Source organism: Rhizobium sp. BK098 (assembly GCF_014193155.1).
In the GTDB taxonomy this organism is placed as follows: Bacteria; Pseudomonadota; Alphaproteobacteria; order Rhizobiales; family Rhizobiaceae; genus Rhizobium.
This window is the reverse complement of the sequence record NZ_JACHYY010000001.1, coordinates 709,229-726,673: the sequence shown is the minus strand read 5'-3', so window position 1 is coordinate 726,673 and position 17,445 is coordinate 709,229. Positions and strand designations below refer to the sequence as shown.

At 58.5% G+C, this 17,445-nt stretch carries 18 protein-coding genes; 9 read left to right on the top strand and 9 right to left on the bottom strand.

Annotated elements, in window-relative coordinates:
* Nucleotides 1-135 precede the first annotated feature (135 nt).
* The 3 genes from uvrB (at nucleotide 136) to FHT73_RS03505 (ending at nucleotide 4,825) form a co-directional block, all read left to right on the top strand.
* Entirely contained in the window at nucleotides 136-2,925 is a 2,790-nt protein-coding gene (uvrB, locus tag FHT73_RS03515; RefSeq protein ID WP_183709845.1) for an excinuclease ABC subunit UvrB, read from the top strand.
* Between the two features lie 200 nt (nucleotides 2,926-3,125).
* Nucleotides 3,126-3,581 carry an SRPBCC family protein gene (locus tag FHT73_RS03510; protein ID WP_183709843.1) on the top strand — a complete coding sequence of 152 codons (456 nt, stop codon included), beginning with the start codon at nucleotides 3,126-3,128 and terminating at the stop codon, nucleotides 3,579-3,581.
* 158 nt (nucleotides 3,582-3,739) lie between these two features.
* Nucleotides 3,740-4,825: an adenylate/guanylate cyclase domain-containing protein gene (locus FHT73_RS03505; RefSeq protein ID WP_183709841.1), complete on the top strand. Its 1,086-nt coding sequence runs from the start codon at nucleotides 3,740-3,742 to the stop codon at nucleotides 4,823-4,825.
* A 29-nt stretch (nucleotides 4,826-4,854) separates the two neighbouring features.
* Here the strand turns inward: FHT73_RS03505 and FHT73_RS03500 are convergent, their stop codons facing one another.
* Nucleotides 4,855-5,475, bottom strand: coding sequence for a HEPN domain-containing protein (locus FHT73_RS03500; RefSeq protein WP_183709839.1), 621 nt, complete (start codon nucleotides 5,473-5,475; stop codon nucleotides 4,855-4,857).
* Nucleotides 5,476-5,478: 3 nt separating this feature from the next.
* On the bottom strand, nucleotides 5,479-6,543 hold the full coding sequence (locus FHT73_RS03495; protein ID WP_183709837.1) for an AAA family ATPase: 1,065 nt from the start codon (nucleotides 6,541-6,543) through the stop codon (nucleotides 5,479-5,481).
* Between the two features lie 471 nt (nucleotides 6,544-7,014).
* Here FHT73_RS03495 and FHT73_RS03490 point away from each other — a divergent pair, with 471 nt between their 5' ends.
* Complete coding sequence (locus FHT73_RS03490) at nucleotides 7,015-7,227, top strand: cold-shock protein (RefSeq protein ID WP_004109325.1); 213 nt, start codon at nucleotides 7,015-7,017, stop codon at nucleotides 7,225-7,227.
* A 142-nt stretch (nucleotides 7,228-7,369) separates the two neighbouring features.
* Here the strand turns inward: FHT73_RS03490 and dusA are convergent, their stop codons facing one another.
* Complete coding sequence (gene dusA / locus FHT73_RS03485) at nucleotides 7,370-8,383, bottom strand: tRNA dihydrouridine(20/20a) synthase DusA (RefSeq protein WP_183709835.1); 1,014 nt, start codon at nucleotides 8,381-8,383, stop codon at nucleotides 7,370-7,372.
* A 142-nt stretch (nucleotides 8,384-8,525) separates the two neighbouring features.
* On the opposite strand from dusA, the gene FHT73_RS03480 reads away from it, so the two are divergent.
* Nucleotides 8,526-9,221: a fumarylacetoacetate hydrolase family protein gene (locus tag FHT73_RS03480; protein ID WP_183709833.1), complete on the top strand. Its 696-nt coding sequence runs from the start codon at nucleotides 8,526-8,528 to the stop codon at nucleotides 9,219-9,221.
* 16 nt (nucleotides 9,222-9,237) lie between these two features.
* Nucleotides 9,238-9,768, top strand: coding sequence for a gamma carbonic anhydrase family protein (locus FHT73_RS03475; RefSeq protein ID WP_112411850.1), 531 nt, complete (start codon nucleotides 9,238-9,240; stop codon nucleotides 9,766-9,768).
* Between the two features lie 50 nt (nucleotides 9,769-9,818).
* Here FHT73_RS03475 and FHT73_RS03470 read toward each other — a convergent pair whose 3' ends face one another.
* The 3 genes from FHT73_RS03470 to FHT73_RS03460 are packed head-to-tail and all read right to left on the bottom strand — an operon-like array spanning nucleotide 9,819 to nucleotide 11,918.
* Nucleotides 9,819-10,217: a Fur family transcriptional regulator gene (locus FHT73_RS03470; RefSeq protein ID WP_112334637.1), complete on the bottom strand. Its 399-nt coding sequence runs from the start codon at nucleotides 10,215-10,217 to the stop codon at nucleotides 9,819-9,821.
* Entirely contained in the window at nucleotides 10,214-11,041 is an 828-nt protein-coding gene (gene znuB / locus FHT73_RS03465; RefSeq protein ID WP_112605534.1) for a zinc ABC transporter permease subunit ZnuB, read from the bottom strand. Before znuB ends, FHT73_RS03470 begins: the two co-directional genes overlap by 4 nt.
* A complete protein-coding gene (locus FHT73_RS03460) occupies nucleotides 11,034-11,918 on the bottom strand; it encodes a metal ABC transporter ATP-binding protein (protein ID WP_183709831.1) in 885 nt (294 codons plus the stop codon). The genes znuB and FHT73_RS03460 overlap by 8 nt, the downstream gene beginning before the upstream one ends.
* A 99-nt stretch (nucleotides 11,919-12,017) precedes the next feature.
* On the opposite strand from FHT73_RS03460, the gene znuA reads away from it, so the two are divergent.
* The 3 genes from znuA to FHT73_RS03445 all read left to right on the top strand — a co-directional run bounded on the left by znuA (nucleotide 12,018) and on the right by FHT73_RS03445 (nucleotide 14,459).
* Nucleotides 12,018-12,992, top strand: a complete 975-nt coding sequence (gene znuA / locus FHT73_RS03455) for a zinc ABC transporter substrate-binding protein ZnuA (protein WP_183709829.1) — start codon at nucleotides 12,018-12,020, stop codon at nucleotides 12,990-12,992.
* Nucleotides 12,993-13,074: 82 nt separating this feature from the next.
* The gene (locus tag FHT73_RS03450) at nucleotides 13,075-14,280 is read left to right on the top strand and encodes a GTP-binding protein (protein WP_183709827.1); all 1,206 of its coding nucleotides are present in this window, start codon (nucleotides 13,075-13,077) and stop codon (nucleotides 14,278-14,280) included.
* Nucleotides 14,277-14,459: a hypothetical protein gene (locus FHT73_RS03445; RefSeq protein ID WP_183709825.1), complete on the top strand. Its 183-nt coding sequence runs from the start codon at nucleotides 14,277-14,279 to the stop codon at nucleotides 14,457-14,459. The genes FHT73_RS03450 and FHT73_RS03445 overlap by 4 nt, the downstream gene beginning before the upstream one ends.
* 9 nt (nucleotides 14,460-14,468) lie before the next feature.
* Here FHT73_RS03445 and FHT73_RS03440 read toward each other — a convergent pair whose 3' ends face one another.
* The 3 genes from FHT73_RS03440 to FHT73_RS03430 all read right to left on the bottom strand — a co-directional run bounded on the left by FHT73_RS03440 (nucleotide 14,469) and on the right by FHT73_RS03430 (nucleotide 17,418).
* Complete coding sequence (locus FHT73_RS03440; protein ID WP_112411847.1) at nucleotides 14,469-15,191, bottom strand: PAS domain-containing protein; 723 nt, start codon at nucleotides 15,189-15,191, stop codon at nucleotides 14,469-14,471.
* Between the two features lie 260 nt (nucleotides 15,192-15,451).
* Nucleotides 15,452-16,384, bottom strand: a complete 933-nt coding sequence (locus tag FHT73_RS03435; protein WP_183709823.1) for a lipid A biosynthesis lauroyl acyltransferase — start codon at nucleotides 16,382-16,384, stop codon at nucleotides 15,452-15,454.
* A gap of 5 nt (nucleotides 16,385-16,389) precedes the next feature.
* A complete protein-coding gene (locus tag FHT73_RS03430) occupies nucleotides 16,390-17,418 on the bottom strand; it encodes a zinc-binding dehydrogenase (protein WP_112334630.1) in 1,029 nt (342 codons plus the stop codon).
* Between the last annotated feature and the right edge of the window lie 27 nt (nucleotides 17,419-17,445).

The following is a 17,445-nucleotide window of genomic DNA, read 5'->3' as shown; positions in this document are numbered from 1 at the left end:
CAGCGATAACGCATTAGCCGCCCGTGGGTTGTAACATATTTGACATCTCCGGCGAATGGAAAAATCCGCCACTTTGTTTCCCTTTTGTACCCTTTACCCCTTCACATCTGCGCGATCTGTCGCCATATTCGCCTCATGGCCAAATCATCGAAAAAATCCCCCGCCCCGACCGGTTTCGAAGAGGCGCCGCAGGCACCGTTTGAAGGTGCGCCGCTCAGCGGTAGCGTTGCCGATTGGGTGAAGCAGCTCGAAGCCGATGCGGAAGCATCCGGTGTCGAAACCCAGCGCGAGATCGCTTCGAAGGCCGGCAAGCACCGCAAGAAGGTGGAGATAGCTGCATCCAAATCAGGGCGCGGCACATCGATGGGTGGATCGACCGATCCGAAGACACGTGCCGCTGCCGGTCTCAACCCGGTGGCCGGTCTCGACATCGCGCTTGAAGACGCCGATAAGATTTCGCGCGAAGGTGTTACGGCCACCGTCGAGGCGCTATCGAAGCTAATCGAAAGCGGTAATCCTCTCTTCAAGGACGGCAAGCTCTGGACGCCGCACCGCCCTGCCCGGCCGGCGAAATCCGAAGGCGGCATCCGGATCCGCATGGATTCGGAGTATCAGCCCGCAGGCGACCAGCCGACGGCGATCCGCGATCTTGTCGAGGGATTGGAGAATGGCGAGCGCAGTCAGGTTCTGCTCGGCGTCACCGGCTCCGGCAAGACCTTCACCATGGCCAAGGTCATCGAGGCGACACAACGCCCCGCCGTCATCCTCGCGCCGAACAAGACGCTGGCGGCACAGCTCTATTCCGAGTTCAAGAATTTCTTCCCGGACAACGCGGTCGAGTACTTCGTCTCCTACTATGACTATTATCAGCCGGAAGCCTATGTGCCGCGTTCGGACACCTTCATCGAGAAGGAAAGTTCGATCAACGAGCAGATCGACCGTATGCGCCACTCGGCGACGCGCTCGCTGCTGGAACGCGACGACTGCATCATCGTCGCATCGGTTTCGTGCATCTACGGTATCGGCTCGGTCGAAACCTATACGGCGATGACGTTCCAGATGAATGTCGGCGACCGGTTGGACCAGCGTCAGCTTCTCGCAGACCTCGTGGCGCAGCAATACAAGCGCCGCGACATGGATTTCATCCGCGGCTCCTTCCGCGTTCGCGGCGATACGATCGAAATCTTCCCGGCCCACTTGGAGGATGCCGCATGGCGCATCTCCATGTTCGGCGATGAGATCGACGCCATCACCGAATTCGATCCGCTGACCGGCCAGAAGACCGGCGACCTGAAATCGGTGAAGATCTACGCCAACTCGCACTATGTTACGCCGCGCCCGACGCTGAACGGCGCCATCAAGGCGATCAAGGAAGAGCTGAAAATCCGGCTGGCCGAACTGGAAAAGGCCGGACGCCTGCTCGAGGCGCAGCGCCTGGAACAGCGCACGCGCTACGATATCGAGATGCTCGAAGCCACCGGCTCCTGCGCCGGCATCGAGAACTATTCGCGCTATCTGACTGGCCGCAATCCCGGCGAGCCGCCGCCGACTTTGTTCGAATATATCCCTGACAATGCCCTGCTGTTTATCGACGAAAGCCACGTCTCGGTCAGCCAGATCGGCGGCATGTACCGAGGCGACTTCCGGCGCAAGGCGACGCTCGCCGAATACGGTTTCCGTCTGCCCTCCTGCATGGACAACCGGCCGCTGCGCTTCGAGGAATGGGACGCCATGCGCCCGGACACGATCGCGGTTTCGGCAACGCCGGGCAGTTGGGAAATGGAGCAATCCGGCGGTGTCTTTGCGGAACAGGTCATTCGCCCGACCGGCCTCATCGACCCGCCGGTCGAAGTGCGCTCTGCCCGCACCCAGGTCGACGACGTGCTCGGCGAAATCCGCGAAACCGCCGCCAAGGGCTATCGCACGCTCTGCACCGTGCTCACCAAGCGCATGGCCGAGGACCTGACGGAATATCTGCATGAACAGGGCGTGCGCGTGCGCTACATGCACTCGGACATCGACACGCTGGAACGCATCGAGATCATTCGCGATCTTCGCTTGGGCGCTTTCGACGTACTCGTCGGCATCAACCTGCTGCGCGAGGGTCTCGACATTCCGGAATGTGGCTTCGTCGCCATCCTCGATGCCGACAAGGAAGGCTTCCTGCGCTCGGAAACGTCGCTTATCCAGACGATCGGCCGTGCCGCGCGTAACGTCGACGGCAAGGTCATCCTTTATGCCGATACCATTACCGGCTCGATGCAGCGGGCGATGGACGAGACCAGCCGCCGCCGCGAAAAGCAGATGGCCTACAACAAGGAACATGGCATCACGCCGGAATCGGTCAAGGCTAAGATTTCCGATATCCTCGACAGCGTCTACGAGAAGGACCATGTCCGCGCCGATATCGGTGGCGCCTCCGGCAAGGGCTTTGCCGATGGCGGCCACCTCGTCGGTAACAATCTGCAGGCCCACCTCAACGCGCTGGAGAAATCCATGCGTGATGCCGCTGCCGACCTGGACTTCGAAAAGGCGGCACGGCTGCGCGACGAAATCAAGCGTCTCAAGGCCGTCGAACTCGCCGCCATGGACGATCCGCTCGCCCGCGAGGAAGCGAAGAGCCTCGAAAGCCGCAGCTCGTCATCGAGCAAGCGTGCACCGCCAGCGCTGGATACCTCCCGCTCCTACTTCGCCAAGCCGAGCCTCGACGAAATGGGACCGGGCAGCGATGCCGGCACGCCGCTCTTCCGCAAGAATACGCTGGACGAGATGACCGTCGGCCGCACCGAAAAGCCGGTCACAGGCAAGGTGCCGGACAAGCCGATCACCCGGGCAAAGCCGGGCGTCGGCTCCTATGAGGACCCGGTGGACGAGAAGCAGCGCAAGGGGCGGACAAAGGGCAAAACGGGACGACCCGGGCGATAAGGCGACCGCGATTGTCGGATATCTGCCGCCCGGTGCTGCCGATTTTATGAAGGCTGAGGCCTGCGAGCGTGGAGCAATGCCTTGCTGACGAGGCTGTAACCGCTACATGGCATCATATGAGGAGGCCCACGGGGAGTCGGAAGGCGCTTGAGCGCGTACCGGGCCGGTGGGAAGCGATAGCAAGCTGGGGAGAAAGACCGATGTCCGAGCCTTTGATCGTCCGTCGCGAGACCCATGTCTCGGCGCCGCCTGCCGCAATATTCGCACTGCTGACTGATCCAGAAAAGATCCTGCGCTGGATGGGCACGGAAGCCCGGACGGAGCCGGAGCCTGGCGGCATCTATCTCGTCAACGTCACTGGGAGCCGTTTTGCGCGCGGCTCTTTCCGCGAAGTCGTGCCGGTTCATCGCCTCGCCTATAGCTTTGGCTGGGAAGGCAGCGAGGAAGTGCCTCCCGGATCGAGCCTTGTGGAGATCGACCTGATCGAGCAACCCGACGGGACGCTGGTGCGCCTCACCCATACCGGCCTGCCGACGGTCGAACAATGTGAAGCGCACGCAAAAGGTTGGGCGCATTATCTCGACCGCATGGCAACGGTGGCCGCCGGACGCGATCCTGGCCCCGACCCCATGCGCGGACACGACGGCAGGAACTGATGACGTTTTAAGGGCGGCGTCATCGGGCCAGATGCTCGATGGCCGCAATAGCACCGCCCGGCGACAGCCATTGCTTATGGCATTTTGCTTTCAAATGCCGTCGGCATGGTCACGTCGGCACGGATGACAGCCGGCAAGCGTCATGGCATGATCGCCGCATGGATTTGCCCGCTCCCCTCGCCTGGCTGGTCGACGAAGCCGGCACCTCGCCCAGTCCCGAACGCTTCCTGGCCGATCTGGGCGGACATCTATTGGCCGCCGGCCTCCCGCTTGCCGGCAGCGCGCTGACGCTTGCCGCGCCGCATCCGATCATCACGCAACATACGTGGCTATGGCGCGCCGAGACCGGAGCGGTGACCGAAGCTCTCGGCTTCGCCGGCACGGCGCTCGGACAGGCCGGCCGCGATTGGCTCGGTGATCTCGGCCCGATATGCGAGGAAACGATCGGGATCGCGCCCGGCAATTCCGTGCTTGCCTGGGCAAGCATCCGGCCGTTCAGCACCTCCGAAGCGGAAAACCTGCGCGAGATCGCCCGATTTGCCGCAGCCCCTTTGGCGGGATTGGCCGCACGCGCCACCCTATCCACCCTGCTCGAAGCCTATCTCGGCCGCAGAAGTGCGGCGCGCGTGCAGGCGGGCGCGCTCAGCCGCAACAGCGGCGAAACCATCCGCGCAGCCCTGCTCTGCGCTGATCTGCGGGATTTCACTGCTCTTTCCGAAGCGACTGAACCAAGCGTCGTGATCGCGGCACTCGATGCCTGGTTCGACCGCGTCGCCGGCGCCGTGCATGCCTTCGGCGGCGAAGTGCTGAAATTCATGGGCGATGGCGTGCTGGCAATCTTCCCCATGAGCGGGACACCGAAGGAAGCCTGCGAGGCGGCCTTGCGCGCCGCCACCGCCATCCGCGCCGGCATGGCGCATCTCGACGCGACGCGGACAAGCCAGGGCCTGCCGCTGCTCCCCTTTGGCGTCGCGCTGCATTTCGGCGACATGCTCTGGGGCAACATCGGCGCTGCCGACCGCCTGGACTTCACCGCCATCGGCCCCGCCGTCAACCTCGTCAGCAGGCTGGAGGGCCTCTGCAAGCCGCTGGGACACAACGTGCTGATCTCGGGTGCGCTTGCGGCGGAAACGACGACGACGCTGGTGTCTTTAGGGGACTATGAGCTACGCGGGATTGCCGAGCCTTGTTCGGTGTTTACGCTAGCGGAGGCTCTTAGTGAATCACCGGCTTTACATCCGTAAGTTTCTGTACAAGCTCGGCTTCCACAAATTTATAAAAGATTCGAAACAACATTGGGAAGGCATTGACCAAGCTTTTCAACAAACCTAACGGTGATCTCTGTATCTGCTTGATCAATAGGCCAAAGAGAAATTCCGGATAAAGTCGGATTAACATCAGCTTCGTGAGCGATTTTATTTCGCCGCTTCCAAATGCTCTTCAATTGAGCCATTAATGAGCTTTTGTCGACGTTCTCATTATGCAATTCGTTATGATTTTCTACTATTAATTCCCAAGGCTTATTACAAAAACAAGAGAGAACCTCTGATAATTTCTGCGGATCAACAAACGCTTTGTAAGAGTTCCGCTCACGAATATCCGCATCGACGGCAGTGTATCTCTCTTCAGCTCCAGAGATCATCGTGATCTCCATTGGAAGAACAATATTTCTGGTCGGAATTGCATTCCTAAATCGATACGATGCTTCAATGGCAACAATTTCGTGAACATAAAAATCAAAAGAACTAACGGCTTGAAAGTACGCCGCTCTCAAAGCGTCATCGTTTGCAGGATCTCTGCGAATGTGAGAGAGTCCATTAAAAAGCTGAATCATATCTCTTGCACGAGCGATCGCGTGGGCGAATGCATCGTTGCAGCCTTCAAATCTAGACATGTTCTAAAAACTACTTGTAAGCTTGATAACTTTTTCGGCGCCATCTTTAAAGCGAGTTCGAATGTCTTCAATTTTCTCTTGATAAGTTTCGGCGACGTTTCCTCGATAAGGTGTATCTTTATGCAGATCGATGGCAAACACTGGCTTGGCAATTTCCTGGGCTATCGCAATTAGACTATCGAAGTTCGCTATCTCCATAAGAAACTCATGAGGATTGGCTCCCGCAGATTTATAAATTTTCGGGTCCAGCAACATCTGAGATTGGTCCAAGGCGCCAATTAGTTCACTTTCCTTTGTCGCCTTCAATTTATCAAACCACAACTGAAACGCTTGTGTCGGCTTGGCTTCTTCATCGCCGCGAGCGCGCTTTCTAAAATTTTGAACTGTCGAACCCAAATACATCGGGTGAACCATTGGAAATGGATAATCAGCCGCACGCAGTATAGAATTACTTGCAGCTTTTTTTCCCCATTCAGCCCATTTCGGCAGAACGCGAGCCAAGGATTTTAGAGCCATCGATGAAAAGAGGTCAGGCGCCATTGGGATTATGAAAGCATCGCTCGTCATAAAAAGGTTTTGATTAATGGCACCGAGACTCGGGCTCATATCGATCAATACCAAGTCAATTTGGTAGGCCTTTGCGGTCTTCTGGATTGCAAAACGCAACGCCCCAGGGATATTTTGTAGAGCAGAAAGCGTATTGCTTAACTCATGCGCAACCGCAAGCTGACTTTCATACTCCGAAAGACCAACATGACCCGGAAGAAGAAAGAGGTTTTCTTGAGTCGGCGCCTGATAAGCCTCAACGCCTGAGATTTGGTAGGGTCGGGATTCAAATGCTGGTCTTACCGCATCTCGTATATTTCGAGGTTTCTGCGGATCAGTGCTTTCAAAAGGATAATCTTCGCCCTCAAATCCGCCTAAGAAGACGCCGGTCAAGTTGCACTGCGGATCGCAGTCAACGACCATCACTCGCACACCCAGCTCGGCAAGCATCCAAGATAAATGGAAAGTTGTAGTGGTTTTCGAAACTCCACCTTTGTGATTGAAAATAGCTATCTGCTTCATGTGCTTCTCCGAGTATGATGTATCTCACTACCGGAAATCGCACGAGCATGCAATGATAGGTTGAGAGCAAGGAAAGTAATTGCTCCAAACTGACTGCAGCCGTTCTCCGGATATATTTAGAAATTAGCTTTCACGGAAAGTAATACCGATTGGCGTAGATAAAGACAGTAGTGTTTTCCCAACCCCTTGAAATTCCCCACCCAATCCCACCCGTTTCCCACCCTGCCCCGATATTGCCCCTTGCCTTTTTCCACAAACCCTGTCACCCATATGCATGCTCGGGCATTTGCATGCCGGTGACTGGACTGATTTGGTGATCCGCTTGCGGCAGGCAGCGGTTGGGTCTTCTGACCCGCGCAGACGTTCTTTCCCCGTACGTGAACTACTCGACTGGCTTTCGCATGTTGCGGAAGCAAAGCCGTCCGGGTTCATCCGGATAAACTAAGACTGATGGGTAAAGGACTATCCCCCATGGCCACCAAGGGCACCGTAAAATTCTTCAACCAGGACAAGGGTTTTGGTTTCATCACTCCTGACGGCGGCGCAAAGGACGTTTTCGTCCACATCTCCGCTCTTCAGGCTTCCGGCATCCAGTCGCTGCGCGAAGGCCAGCAGGTCACCTTCGACACCGAGCCGGATCGCATGGGCAAGGGCCCGAAGGCTGTCAACATCCAGGCTAACTAAGCCTCGGGTGACTGCCTGAATAAGGTTTCGAGCGGCGCGGTGCAAACCGCGCCGTTTTTCGTTTGATCTTTTTTCGTTTGCTGGATGAGGTTTGCAACGGGTTCGAATCCTATCTCGCCCTTGGTGGGCGAGATGGGCCCCCTCAAGCGCTAACCCGTTCGCCCTCGCCGGCAAAATCCACTGCCGCGAAGGCGGCCGCAATCACCTCCGGCCCAGCCCCCGGCTTATTGGCGTCGGTGGACAGGATCTGGCGATAGCGGCGCGAGCCCGGCAAGCCGGTAAAGAGGCCGACCATGTGCCGCGCGACATGCTGCAGGCGGCCACCGTTGGCGATGTGGCGCTCCACATACTCAATCATCCGGTCGCGCAGTCCGTTCCAGTCGGCCTCGGCAGCCGGTTCGCCAAAGAAGCGATGGTCGACATCGGCAAGGATCGCAGCATTCTGATAGGCGGCGCGACCGAGCATGACGCCGTCAACGTGAGCCGAATGCGCCTCGGCTTGATCCAGCGTCTGAATGCCGCCATTGATGCCGATGAACACATCGGGCCAGCGCTGCTTCATGCGATAGACGATGTGATAATCAAGCGGCGGTATTTCGCGATTCTCTTTCGGCGACAGGCCCTTCAGCCAAGCCTTGCGGGCATGGATCCAGATTGCATCGGCGCCGGCATCGAGCACGCGCGTCATCAGCTCCGGCAAGGCCTCTTCCGGCTCCTGCTCATCGACGCCGATCCGACATTTCACGGTGACAGGCGCCTTCGAAACCGCCTTCATCGCCGCAATGCAGGATGCGACCGTCTCCGGCGTCAGCATCAGGCAGGCGCCGAAGGTGCCTGACTGCACGCGATCGGACGGGCAGCCGACATTGAGATTGATCTCGTCATAATGATACGCCTCAGCAATCCGCAAAGCCTCGGCAAGCTTGGCCGGATCGGAACCGCCGAGCTGCAGCGCGACAGGATGTTCGGCAGCATCATGCCCCAGCAACCGGTCGCGCGGCCCGTGAATGATCGCATCGGCCACCACCATCTCGGTATAGAGCAATGCATGCCGGCTCATCTGCCGATGCAAGTATCTGCAATGGCGATCCGTCCAGTCGATCATCGGGGCTACCGCAAAGATCTTGCGGCCAGTTTTCAGCGCATCGCTATACATGGGAAACCTTTCTGATCCGCGCTCTACACCAAATCCCTCAAAAAGGCCAGTTTTCGTGGCAGTCACAATGATGCTAGTTTGCCGGACGGAGTCGGAGGGCAACAGGCCTTCTCGAGAAAGAACAAGAGTTTCGAAAGCCCATATGAACGCCCCATTGACGACAGTCATTCCGCCGCCCGCCCCTGTCCTTCTGCCGATCGAAGGTGAGACCGAGTTTTTCCCTGTACGCCGTGTCTATTGCGTCGGCCGCAACTATGCCGACCACGCCATCGAGATGGGTCATGACCCTACCCGCGAACCGCCATTCTTTTTCCAGAAGAACCCCGACAATCTGCTGGTCTCGAGCGATTTCCCCTATCCCGCCCTGTCGTCGGACGTGCACCACGAAGTGGAGCTTGTCGTGGCGTTACGCGGCGGTGGCGCGAACATCCCGGTAGAGCAGGCACTCGACTGCGTCTATGGCTATGGCGTCGGCATTGATTTTACCCGTCGTGACCTGCAGAGCGAGGCCAAGAAGCTCGGTCGCCCCTGGGAAATCGGCAAGGCCTTCGATCATTCGGCACCCATCTCCGCGCTCATACCCGCCACCCACGTCGGCCATCCAGACAAAGGCGGCATCTGGCTGATGCGCAATGGCGAGGCTGCGCAGAGGGGCGATCTCTCCCAGATGATCTGGAAGGTGCCCGAGATCATCGCCGAGCTTTCCAAGCTCTTCACGCTGGCCCCCGGCGATATCATCATGACCGGCACGCCCGCCGGCGTCGGCCCCGTTGCCCGCGGTGATCGGATCAGCTGCGCCGTCGATGGCGTCGCCAATCTTGTGCTGAACGTCGTCTGACCGAGGAGGATCGACCATGCCGCTCTACGCCCTTGCCGGCTCGACGCCGAAAACACCCGAGCCGGGCCGTTACTGGATCGCGCCGGATGCCAGCGTGATCGGCAAGGTCGAAATCGGCGAAGATGTCGGCATCTGGTTCGGCGCGGTGCTGCGTGGCGACAACGAGCCGATCGTCGTTGGCAAGGATACGAATATCCAGGAAGGCACGATGGTTCATACCGATCCGGCCTACCCGACCACCATCGGCGAAGGCTGCACGATCGGCCATCATGCCATCATCCATGGCTGCACCATCGGCAACAACTCCTTGATCGGCATGGGCGCAACGATCCTGAACGGCGCGAAGATCGGCAACAATTGCCTCGTGGGCGCCAATGCGCTTGTCACGGAAGGCAAGGAGTTCCCGGATGGCTCGCTGATCGTCGGCGCACCGGCAAGAGCGATCCGCACGCTGGATGAAGCCGCGATCGAAGGCCTGCGCCGCTCCGCCCGCAACTATGTGGCCAACTGGCAGCGCTTCGCACGCGATCTTAAAAGATTGGATTAGAAATTTCTAATAACTCCATGGCGAGTATGAAATAAACGACGATTCGCAGATCAAGCCGCGCAATTGGCGCAATGACCGCGAATTTCGATGGTCGACTTTTCCGCCTTGAACTTCTGCGATTTCAGCCAGTCCATCAGCCGATGATCCACCTCGTGATCGTGAAACTCGATCACTTGGCCGCAGCTTTCGCAGATGGCGAAGGCGACGAGGCCATGGCTATGGCAATCCTCATGCGGATGGGCGCAGGCGACGAAGGAATTGATGCTTTCGAGCCGATGCACCACGCCGTATTCCAGCAGCTTGTCCAGCGCGCGATAGACCTGCAGCGGCGCGCGAAAGCCCTGATCGCGCAGCTTGTCGAGAATGGTATAGGCGCTGAGCGGCGCTTCCGCCTTGGTCAGGATATCGAAAACGAGAGACTGGTTCTTGGTGAGCATCGGAGTGGTCATGATGACTGTCCTCTCTGTTGCGCCGCTGGCGTGCCGCTCCTGCGAACAAGGGGCAGCAGACTGATGATAAATAGAACGAGCGCCGCAACCACGATCGACGGGCCGGACGGTGTGTCGTAGCGCAGCGACCCGAATAGCCCGCCGACAACGGCGATAGCGCCGAGCAGCGAAGCAAAGATCGCCATCGTTTCCGGCGTGGCGGCAAAGCGGCGTGCGGTGGCCGCGGGGATAATTAGAAGCGCGGTGATAAGCAGGATACCGACGATTTTCATGGCAATCGCGATCACCACGGCCATCAGCAGCATGAAGAACAGCCTTGCGCGCTCCGGCCGCAACCCTTCCGCCTCGGCAAGTTCGGGATTGACGGTCGAGGCCAGCAGCGGCCGCCAGAGCCAGGCGATTGCCGCCAGGACGAAGATGCCGCCGCCCCATATCACCGCAATGTCCGACTGGGTGACAGCCAGAATGTCGCCGAAGAGGAAAGCAATGAGATCGATCCGCACCCAGCTCATGAAGGCGACGATGACCAGGCCGATCGCCAGCGTCGCATGCGAGAGAATGCCGAGCAGCGCGTCAGCCGACAGCGCCTGCCGCCGCTGCAGGAACAGGAGCAGGATCGAGACGAGTGCAGCAACGGCAAAAACTGACAGTGTCAGATTGAGTTGGAACAGCAGCGAGAGCGCCACGCCGAGCAGCGCCGAATGTGAGATCGTATCGCCGAAATAGGCCATGCGTCGCCAGATGATGAAACAGCCGAGCGGCCCGGTCGTCAGCGCCAGCCCGACGCCGGCCACGACGGCGCGCAGGAAGAAATCGTCAAACATGGCGTTCTCCCTTGCTGTGGTCATGATTGTGATCATGGCCATGATGGTGACCATGATCGTCATGTTCATGATGGTGGTGGCCGTCGTCGGCATGGCAATGATCTGTTATCGAGCCGTTAGCATGTTGTACGCGGCCATCAGGCAGATGCGTGTGGTCGTGATGATGGCTGTAGATCGCCAGGGATTGTGCCGCCCGCATACCGAACAGTTTTACATATTCCGGGCTCTGGCTGACGGTCTGCGGCGTGCCGCGGCAGCAGACATGGCCGTTCAGGCAAACCACGGTATCCGTGGCCGCCATGACGACATGCAAATCATGTGAAATCAGCAGGATGCCGCAGCCCTGTGAATTGCGGATGGACTTGATGAGATCGTAAAGCGCGATCTCGCCGTTGAAATCCACGCCCTGCACGGGCTCGTCCAGCACAAGTAGATCGGGCTTGCGGGCGATGGCGCGCGCCAATAGCGCCCGCTGGAATTCGCCGCCGGAAAGATGCTGCACCTCGGCCTTGGCAAGATGCGCGATGCCGACGGCTTCCAGCGCCGCGATCAGCTCACGCTCCGGCAAAGGTCCCGTCAGCGTCATCAACCGCTGCACGCTGAGCGGCAAGGTCCAATCGATCGCAAGCTTCTGCGGGACATAGCCGACCTTCAGATTGGCAATACGCTCCACGCGCCCTTCGTCCGGCTTCAAGACGCCGATTGCCGTCTTGGCGCTGGTCGACTTGCCGGAACCGTTGGGGCCGATCAGCGTAACGATCTCGCCCCGGCTCACGGAGAAATCGACCCCACGCACCAGCCAGCGACCGCCGCGTCGGACGCCGACATCATGGAGCGACACGAGCGGACGGCTCTTGCTGTCTATGGAGGAAAGCATGAAATTTCCAATTGCACTATTGCGCCATGCTATCGCACACGTTATAGCATAACGCAATTGATGTAATAACATAACAGACCCATTCAAGGGCAACCTGGCATGAACGCAGCAAAAACTCTTCTTCCCGTGGCGGCCTCACTTTTCCTTTCCGGCCTGCTCGTCGGTACGACCGCAACCGCAGCCGGTGCGCCGAAAGTCGTCGTTTCCATCAAGCCGATCCACTCGTTAGTCGCCGCCGTCATGCAAGGCGTGGGCACCCCGAATCTGATCGTCGATGGTGCTGCTTCGCCGCATACCTACGCGCTGAAGCCCTCGAATGCGCGCAGCCTTCAGGAGGCGAAAGTGGTCTTCTGGGTTGGGCCGGGCATGGAAGCCTTCCTGCAGAAACCGCTTGCCGCACTCGGTTCCAATGCCACCATCGTCGAGCTTGACGATGCGCCCGGCATTACCAAACTCAAGTTCCGCGAAGGCGGCGCCTTCGAACCGCATGACGACGGCGATGAACACGAAGCCAGCGACGATCACGCCCATGGACACGACCATGATCATGGCGAGTTCGATACTCACCTCTGGCTCGATCCGCATAATGCCAAGGCGATGGTCTCCGAGATCACCACTTCCCTGGTCGCGGCGGACCCCGTCAACGCCCTGACCTATCAAGCGAACCAGAAAGCTCTGAACGACAAGCTCGACGCTCTCGATACGGAAATCGCCTCGACCCTCGCCCCGGTGAAGGACAAGCCCTTCATCGTCTTTCACGATGCCTACCAGTATTTCGAGCACCGTTATGGCGTGCGCGTGTCAGGTTCCATCACGGTCAGCCCGGAAACCATTCCGGGGGCGCAGCGCGTCGCCGAGATCCACAGCAAGGTCGCCGACCTCGGCGCGACCTGCGTCTTCGCCGAGCCGCAATTCGAACCGAAGCTGGTCAACGTGGTGCTCGAAGGCACCTCCGCAAAATCGGGAACCCTCGATCCGGAAGCTGCAACGCTGCCGCAGGGGCCGGATCTCTATTTCGACCTGATGCGCGGCATCGCGAGCTCCCTCAAAGCCTGTCTTTCAGCGCAAGGCTGAACATCGCCGAAGGAAGCGGGCATGCTGCTCGCTTTTTTCACCACAACATATGTAATGATATTACATTACAAAGGAAGTTGTCATGAACAAGAAGCTCCCAGTCACCGTACTCTCCGGTTTTCTCGGCGCCGGCAAGACGACGCTGCTCAACCATATCCTCAACAATCGCGAGGGCCTGCGCGTCGCCGTGATCGTCAACGACATGAGCGAGGTCAATATCGATGCGGCACTGGTGCGCGATGGCGGCGCAAATCTATCCCGGACGGAAGAGCAACTCGTCGAAATGACCAATGGCTGCATCTGTTGCACGCTGCGCGACGATCTGCTGAAGGAAGTCCGCCAGCTCGCAGAGCAGGATCGCTTCGATTATCTGCTGATCGAATCCACAGGCATCGCCGAGCCCCTGCCCGTTGCCACCACCTTCGAGTTCCGCGACGAGGATGGCAGCAGTCTTTCCGACGTTGCCAGGCTCGATACGATGGTGACCGTCGTCGACGCTGCCAATCTTCTCGCCAACTATGGATCAACGGATTTTCTTGCCGATCGTGGCGAGACCGCTGGCGACGGCGATAACCGGACCATCGTCGACCTTCTGGTCGAGCAGATCGAATTTGCCGATGTTGTCGTTCTCAACAAGGTCGGCGCGGCGACGGCAGAGCAACGCGACGCCGCCCGCAAGATCATCGTCGGCCTCAACCCCGATGCACGTCTGATCGAAGCCGATTTCGGTGTGGTGGAACCATCGAAGGTTCTGGGCACCGGACGCTTCGACATCGATCGCGCCGAAACCCATCCGCTGTGGTACAAGGAGCTGCACGGCTTCAAAGATCACGTTCCGGAAACAGAGGAATATGGCATCCGTTCCTTCGTCTATCGCGCGAAGAAACCGTTCGATCCTCTTAAATTCCAGGCCTTTCTCAATCGGTCATGGCCGGGTGTTATTCGCGCCAAGGGCTTCTTCTGGCTCGCGACCAGGCCCTATTATGTCGGCGAGCTGAGCCAGGCCGGCGCGTTCGTCCGGACGAGCAAGATGGGCCTCTGGTGGGCAGCCGTGCCGCAAGACCAGTGGCCGCATGATCCGAGCTTCAAGCGTGCGCTGGCGCCCTATCTCGATCCGATATGGGGGGATCGCCGCCAAGAGCTGGTGTTCATCGGTGCCGATCCGATGAACGAAAAGCATCTCACGGCCGAACTGAACGCCTGCCTGATTGAGGCGGACGGCTTCACGCCCGAACGCTGGCGGAACCTGCCCGATCCCTTTGCCAGTTGGAACATGACCGCAGCATGAAGAAGACGAAACCAATAAGATTCCAATGCCATTGTTTCGAATGCAGCACCGATGACGAGCAGACCGATGATAGATCGAGCTCCGGTACGAACGAAACGGATCAGGCCGGCATAAAACCAGGCGAAGAGGAGCATCGCCTGATCACGGACGTGATTGGAAAATTGCTGTTTGGTGCCTGAACGGCAGGTTCAGGCCACCAACATGCCCGCAGGAACGGCGATGATCTCATGCATGACCAGCAATGCGCCGATCACTTCTTCTTTGGCACGCAACGGGGTAATGGTGCAGCGAAACACCTTGCCGGGTTCGATCTGCCGATAGGAGGGATAAAGACACTCCACCTTTTCCCCGGCAAAGCAGGCATCGAGCTTCGCCTTCAAACTGATTTCGAAATCTTCCGAGCCGATGAATTCCGAGATGTGACGCCCCACAAGCTCCATCGACTTCGATTTCAGAAATTCCGAATTGGCGGCGTTGCTGTAAAGATAGCGATAATCTCGTGTGACGACCGCGACACGATTGGGCAGGCTGTCCAGAATGACATCATTCAGAACGCTGCCTTCCTCAAAGCCGAGCGTATCGTCCCGGTCGATTTTCTCGCTCGAAAAGACTCGGAAAACTTCGCCCGCTGCTTCGCTCGCACCGCCGAAATAACGATCGATCAGTGCCGAAAGCGACGCAGAATTGCGCAGGACCCGCGAGCGATCATCCGCTTCTTCGCGGATGAGATTGTTCATGAACTGGAGCTGCATGTAAATTTCAAGCAGACTCACGGCCTTATAGGCCAGGATAGCTGCGATAAGGGGCTCTAATTCACGATCGAGCGATGCCACAAGCTCGTCGTCGCCAAGTTTTATCGCACGCTGAATCTGACTACATTTCATGGAGAAGGCATGAAAGAGTGCCAGCAAAATTGCCCTCCTGTCCCTGACCACAACAGGACGCAGGGGCCTCGATTCCCGGCGCTGCCATGCCCAAGGATATTCAGCTTGGTGTCCGCATTCTCACCAAACTTTCTATACTGTGAATTAACATGACTTATCCCCACTTTCAATCGGGATGAGCAGAAGTTCTCGCCAAAGGAGAACTTTATGAAAAACAAGGCTTATAAGCACAATGACTGGATGCGGGCACGCACATGGAGCTGCGGCCAACCCAGGGGGAAACGAACCTAGAAGACGCTCTTCTTGATATTCCAGCGATCATGATACCACAGCCATTGCTCGGGATTTTCCCTCACCCAGCTCTCTACCTTGTCGTTCAGCAGCTGTGCCGTTGCGGTCAAATCGAGTGCGCCGGCTTCATTGCGAGGCATCTCAAGCTTCGGCTCGATCTCCAGCCGGTAGCGATTGTTAGGCAGGCGGATGCAACGGGCCGGATAGACTTCGCAATTGAACTGGCGCACGAGCTTCGGGAGCAGCGGGTTGGTCTTCACGTCGCGACCGAAGAACAACGTCTTCAAACCTTTACGGAATTTCTGGTCGACCAGCACACCGACGCCACGACCGGCCTCGAGCTCTCTGGCAAGCGCGAACGACGAGCCAGCGTGTGATGGCACGAGATTGCCCATACGCTTGGCACGAAAGTCGAAAACCTTCTGAGCGACATAGGGATTGTTCGGCGGGCGAAAGAGCACAGTCACCTTCAGACCAAAGGCGGCGCCGGCGACCGGCAACAGCTCGAAATTGCCGGTATGCCCGGTAAAGACGATGAACGGGCGCGGATTGTCCCGGAGATCGAGAAAGATCGGAATGCCGGAAACTTCGATGCGGCCAGGCTTGTCGCTAAAAGGATCGAAGTCGAAAAGCCGGTCGAGAAAGACGTATTCCGCTGCCAGGCGCCCCATATTGCCCCAGCTCGCACGTGCGATCTCTTCAATCTCCGTCTCGGTCTTTTCCGGAAAGGCATTGCGCAGATTGGTCAGCATCAGCTGATGCCGGCGCATACGCGGACCGATCTTGCGGGTCAGGCGATCGGCAAAGTTGATACCCGCATCCGCCGGAAACAGTTTCAGGAAATTCAGGAAGCCGAAGATGACCTGCGCCACCAGCCACTGCTGGAAATTTCTGAGCGCAAGGACAATCCGGGTGAGGAAAAGCTTCACGCGGCTCAGTCCATCTTCAGGATGATCTTGCCGAAGATCTGGCGCGATTCCATCCGCTCCAGCGCTCGGTCGATGTCATTGAAGCTGACTTCGGTATCGATCACTGGGTGAACGAGGCCCCGCGCCATCTTCTGCATCGCGTTGGCCATGTTCTCCATGCGGCAGCCGAAAGATCCGAGAAGCTTCAGCTGCTGCTGGAACAGCATCATCAGGTTCATTTCGGTCGAAACGCCCGATGTCGAACCGCAGGTGACGAGACGACCGCCGCGCTTCATGCAGAGCATGGAGCCAGCCCAGGTATCCTTGCCGACATGCTCGAAAACCACGTCGACGCCCTTCTTCTTCGTCAGCTTGCGCACGACGCCCTCGAAGCGGTCGGTGCGATAGTTGATGACGTGATCAGCGCCAAGCGCCTTCGCCTTCTCGATCTTGTCGTCGGAGCCGACCGTGGTAATGACCGTGCAGCCGATCTTCTTGGCAAGCTGGATGGCAGCCGTGCCGATGCCCGAGCCGCCGGCATGCACCAGGATGGTTTCACCGGGCTCCAGTTTGGCATTGTCAAACAGCATGTGCTCGACCGTGCCAAAGGTGACGGGCGCAAGAGCAGCACCGATAGCATCGACGCCGGGAGGCGCCGGAACAAGCAGGCGAGCCGGGAGATTGACCTTCTCCTGCGCGAAACCATCGAGATGGAAACCATGCACGCCGCCGACATGTTCGCACAGATTGTCGCGGCCTTCGCGGCAGTGGCGGCAAAGGCCGCAGGTGCGCGCGCCGTAGATCGACACGAGCTGACCAGGCAGCACATTGGCGACGCCAGGTCCGATCGCCTCGACCACGCCGGCAGCCTCTGCACCGATGACCAACGGCATCTTGCGCTTGGCAAAGGCCATGCCGCGCCAGCCCCACACATCAATGTGATTGAGGGCGACGGCCTTGACGCGCAACGTCACCTCACCGGCGCCCGGCGCCTCCGGCTCCGGCAGATCGGTGATCTCAAGTTTGCGGTCGTCGATCAGTTGCAAAGCACGCATGGCAAAGTCCCTCGCCCCTCGGGCGCA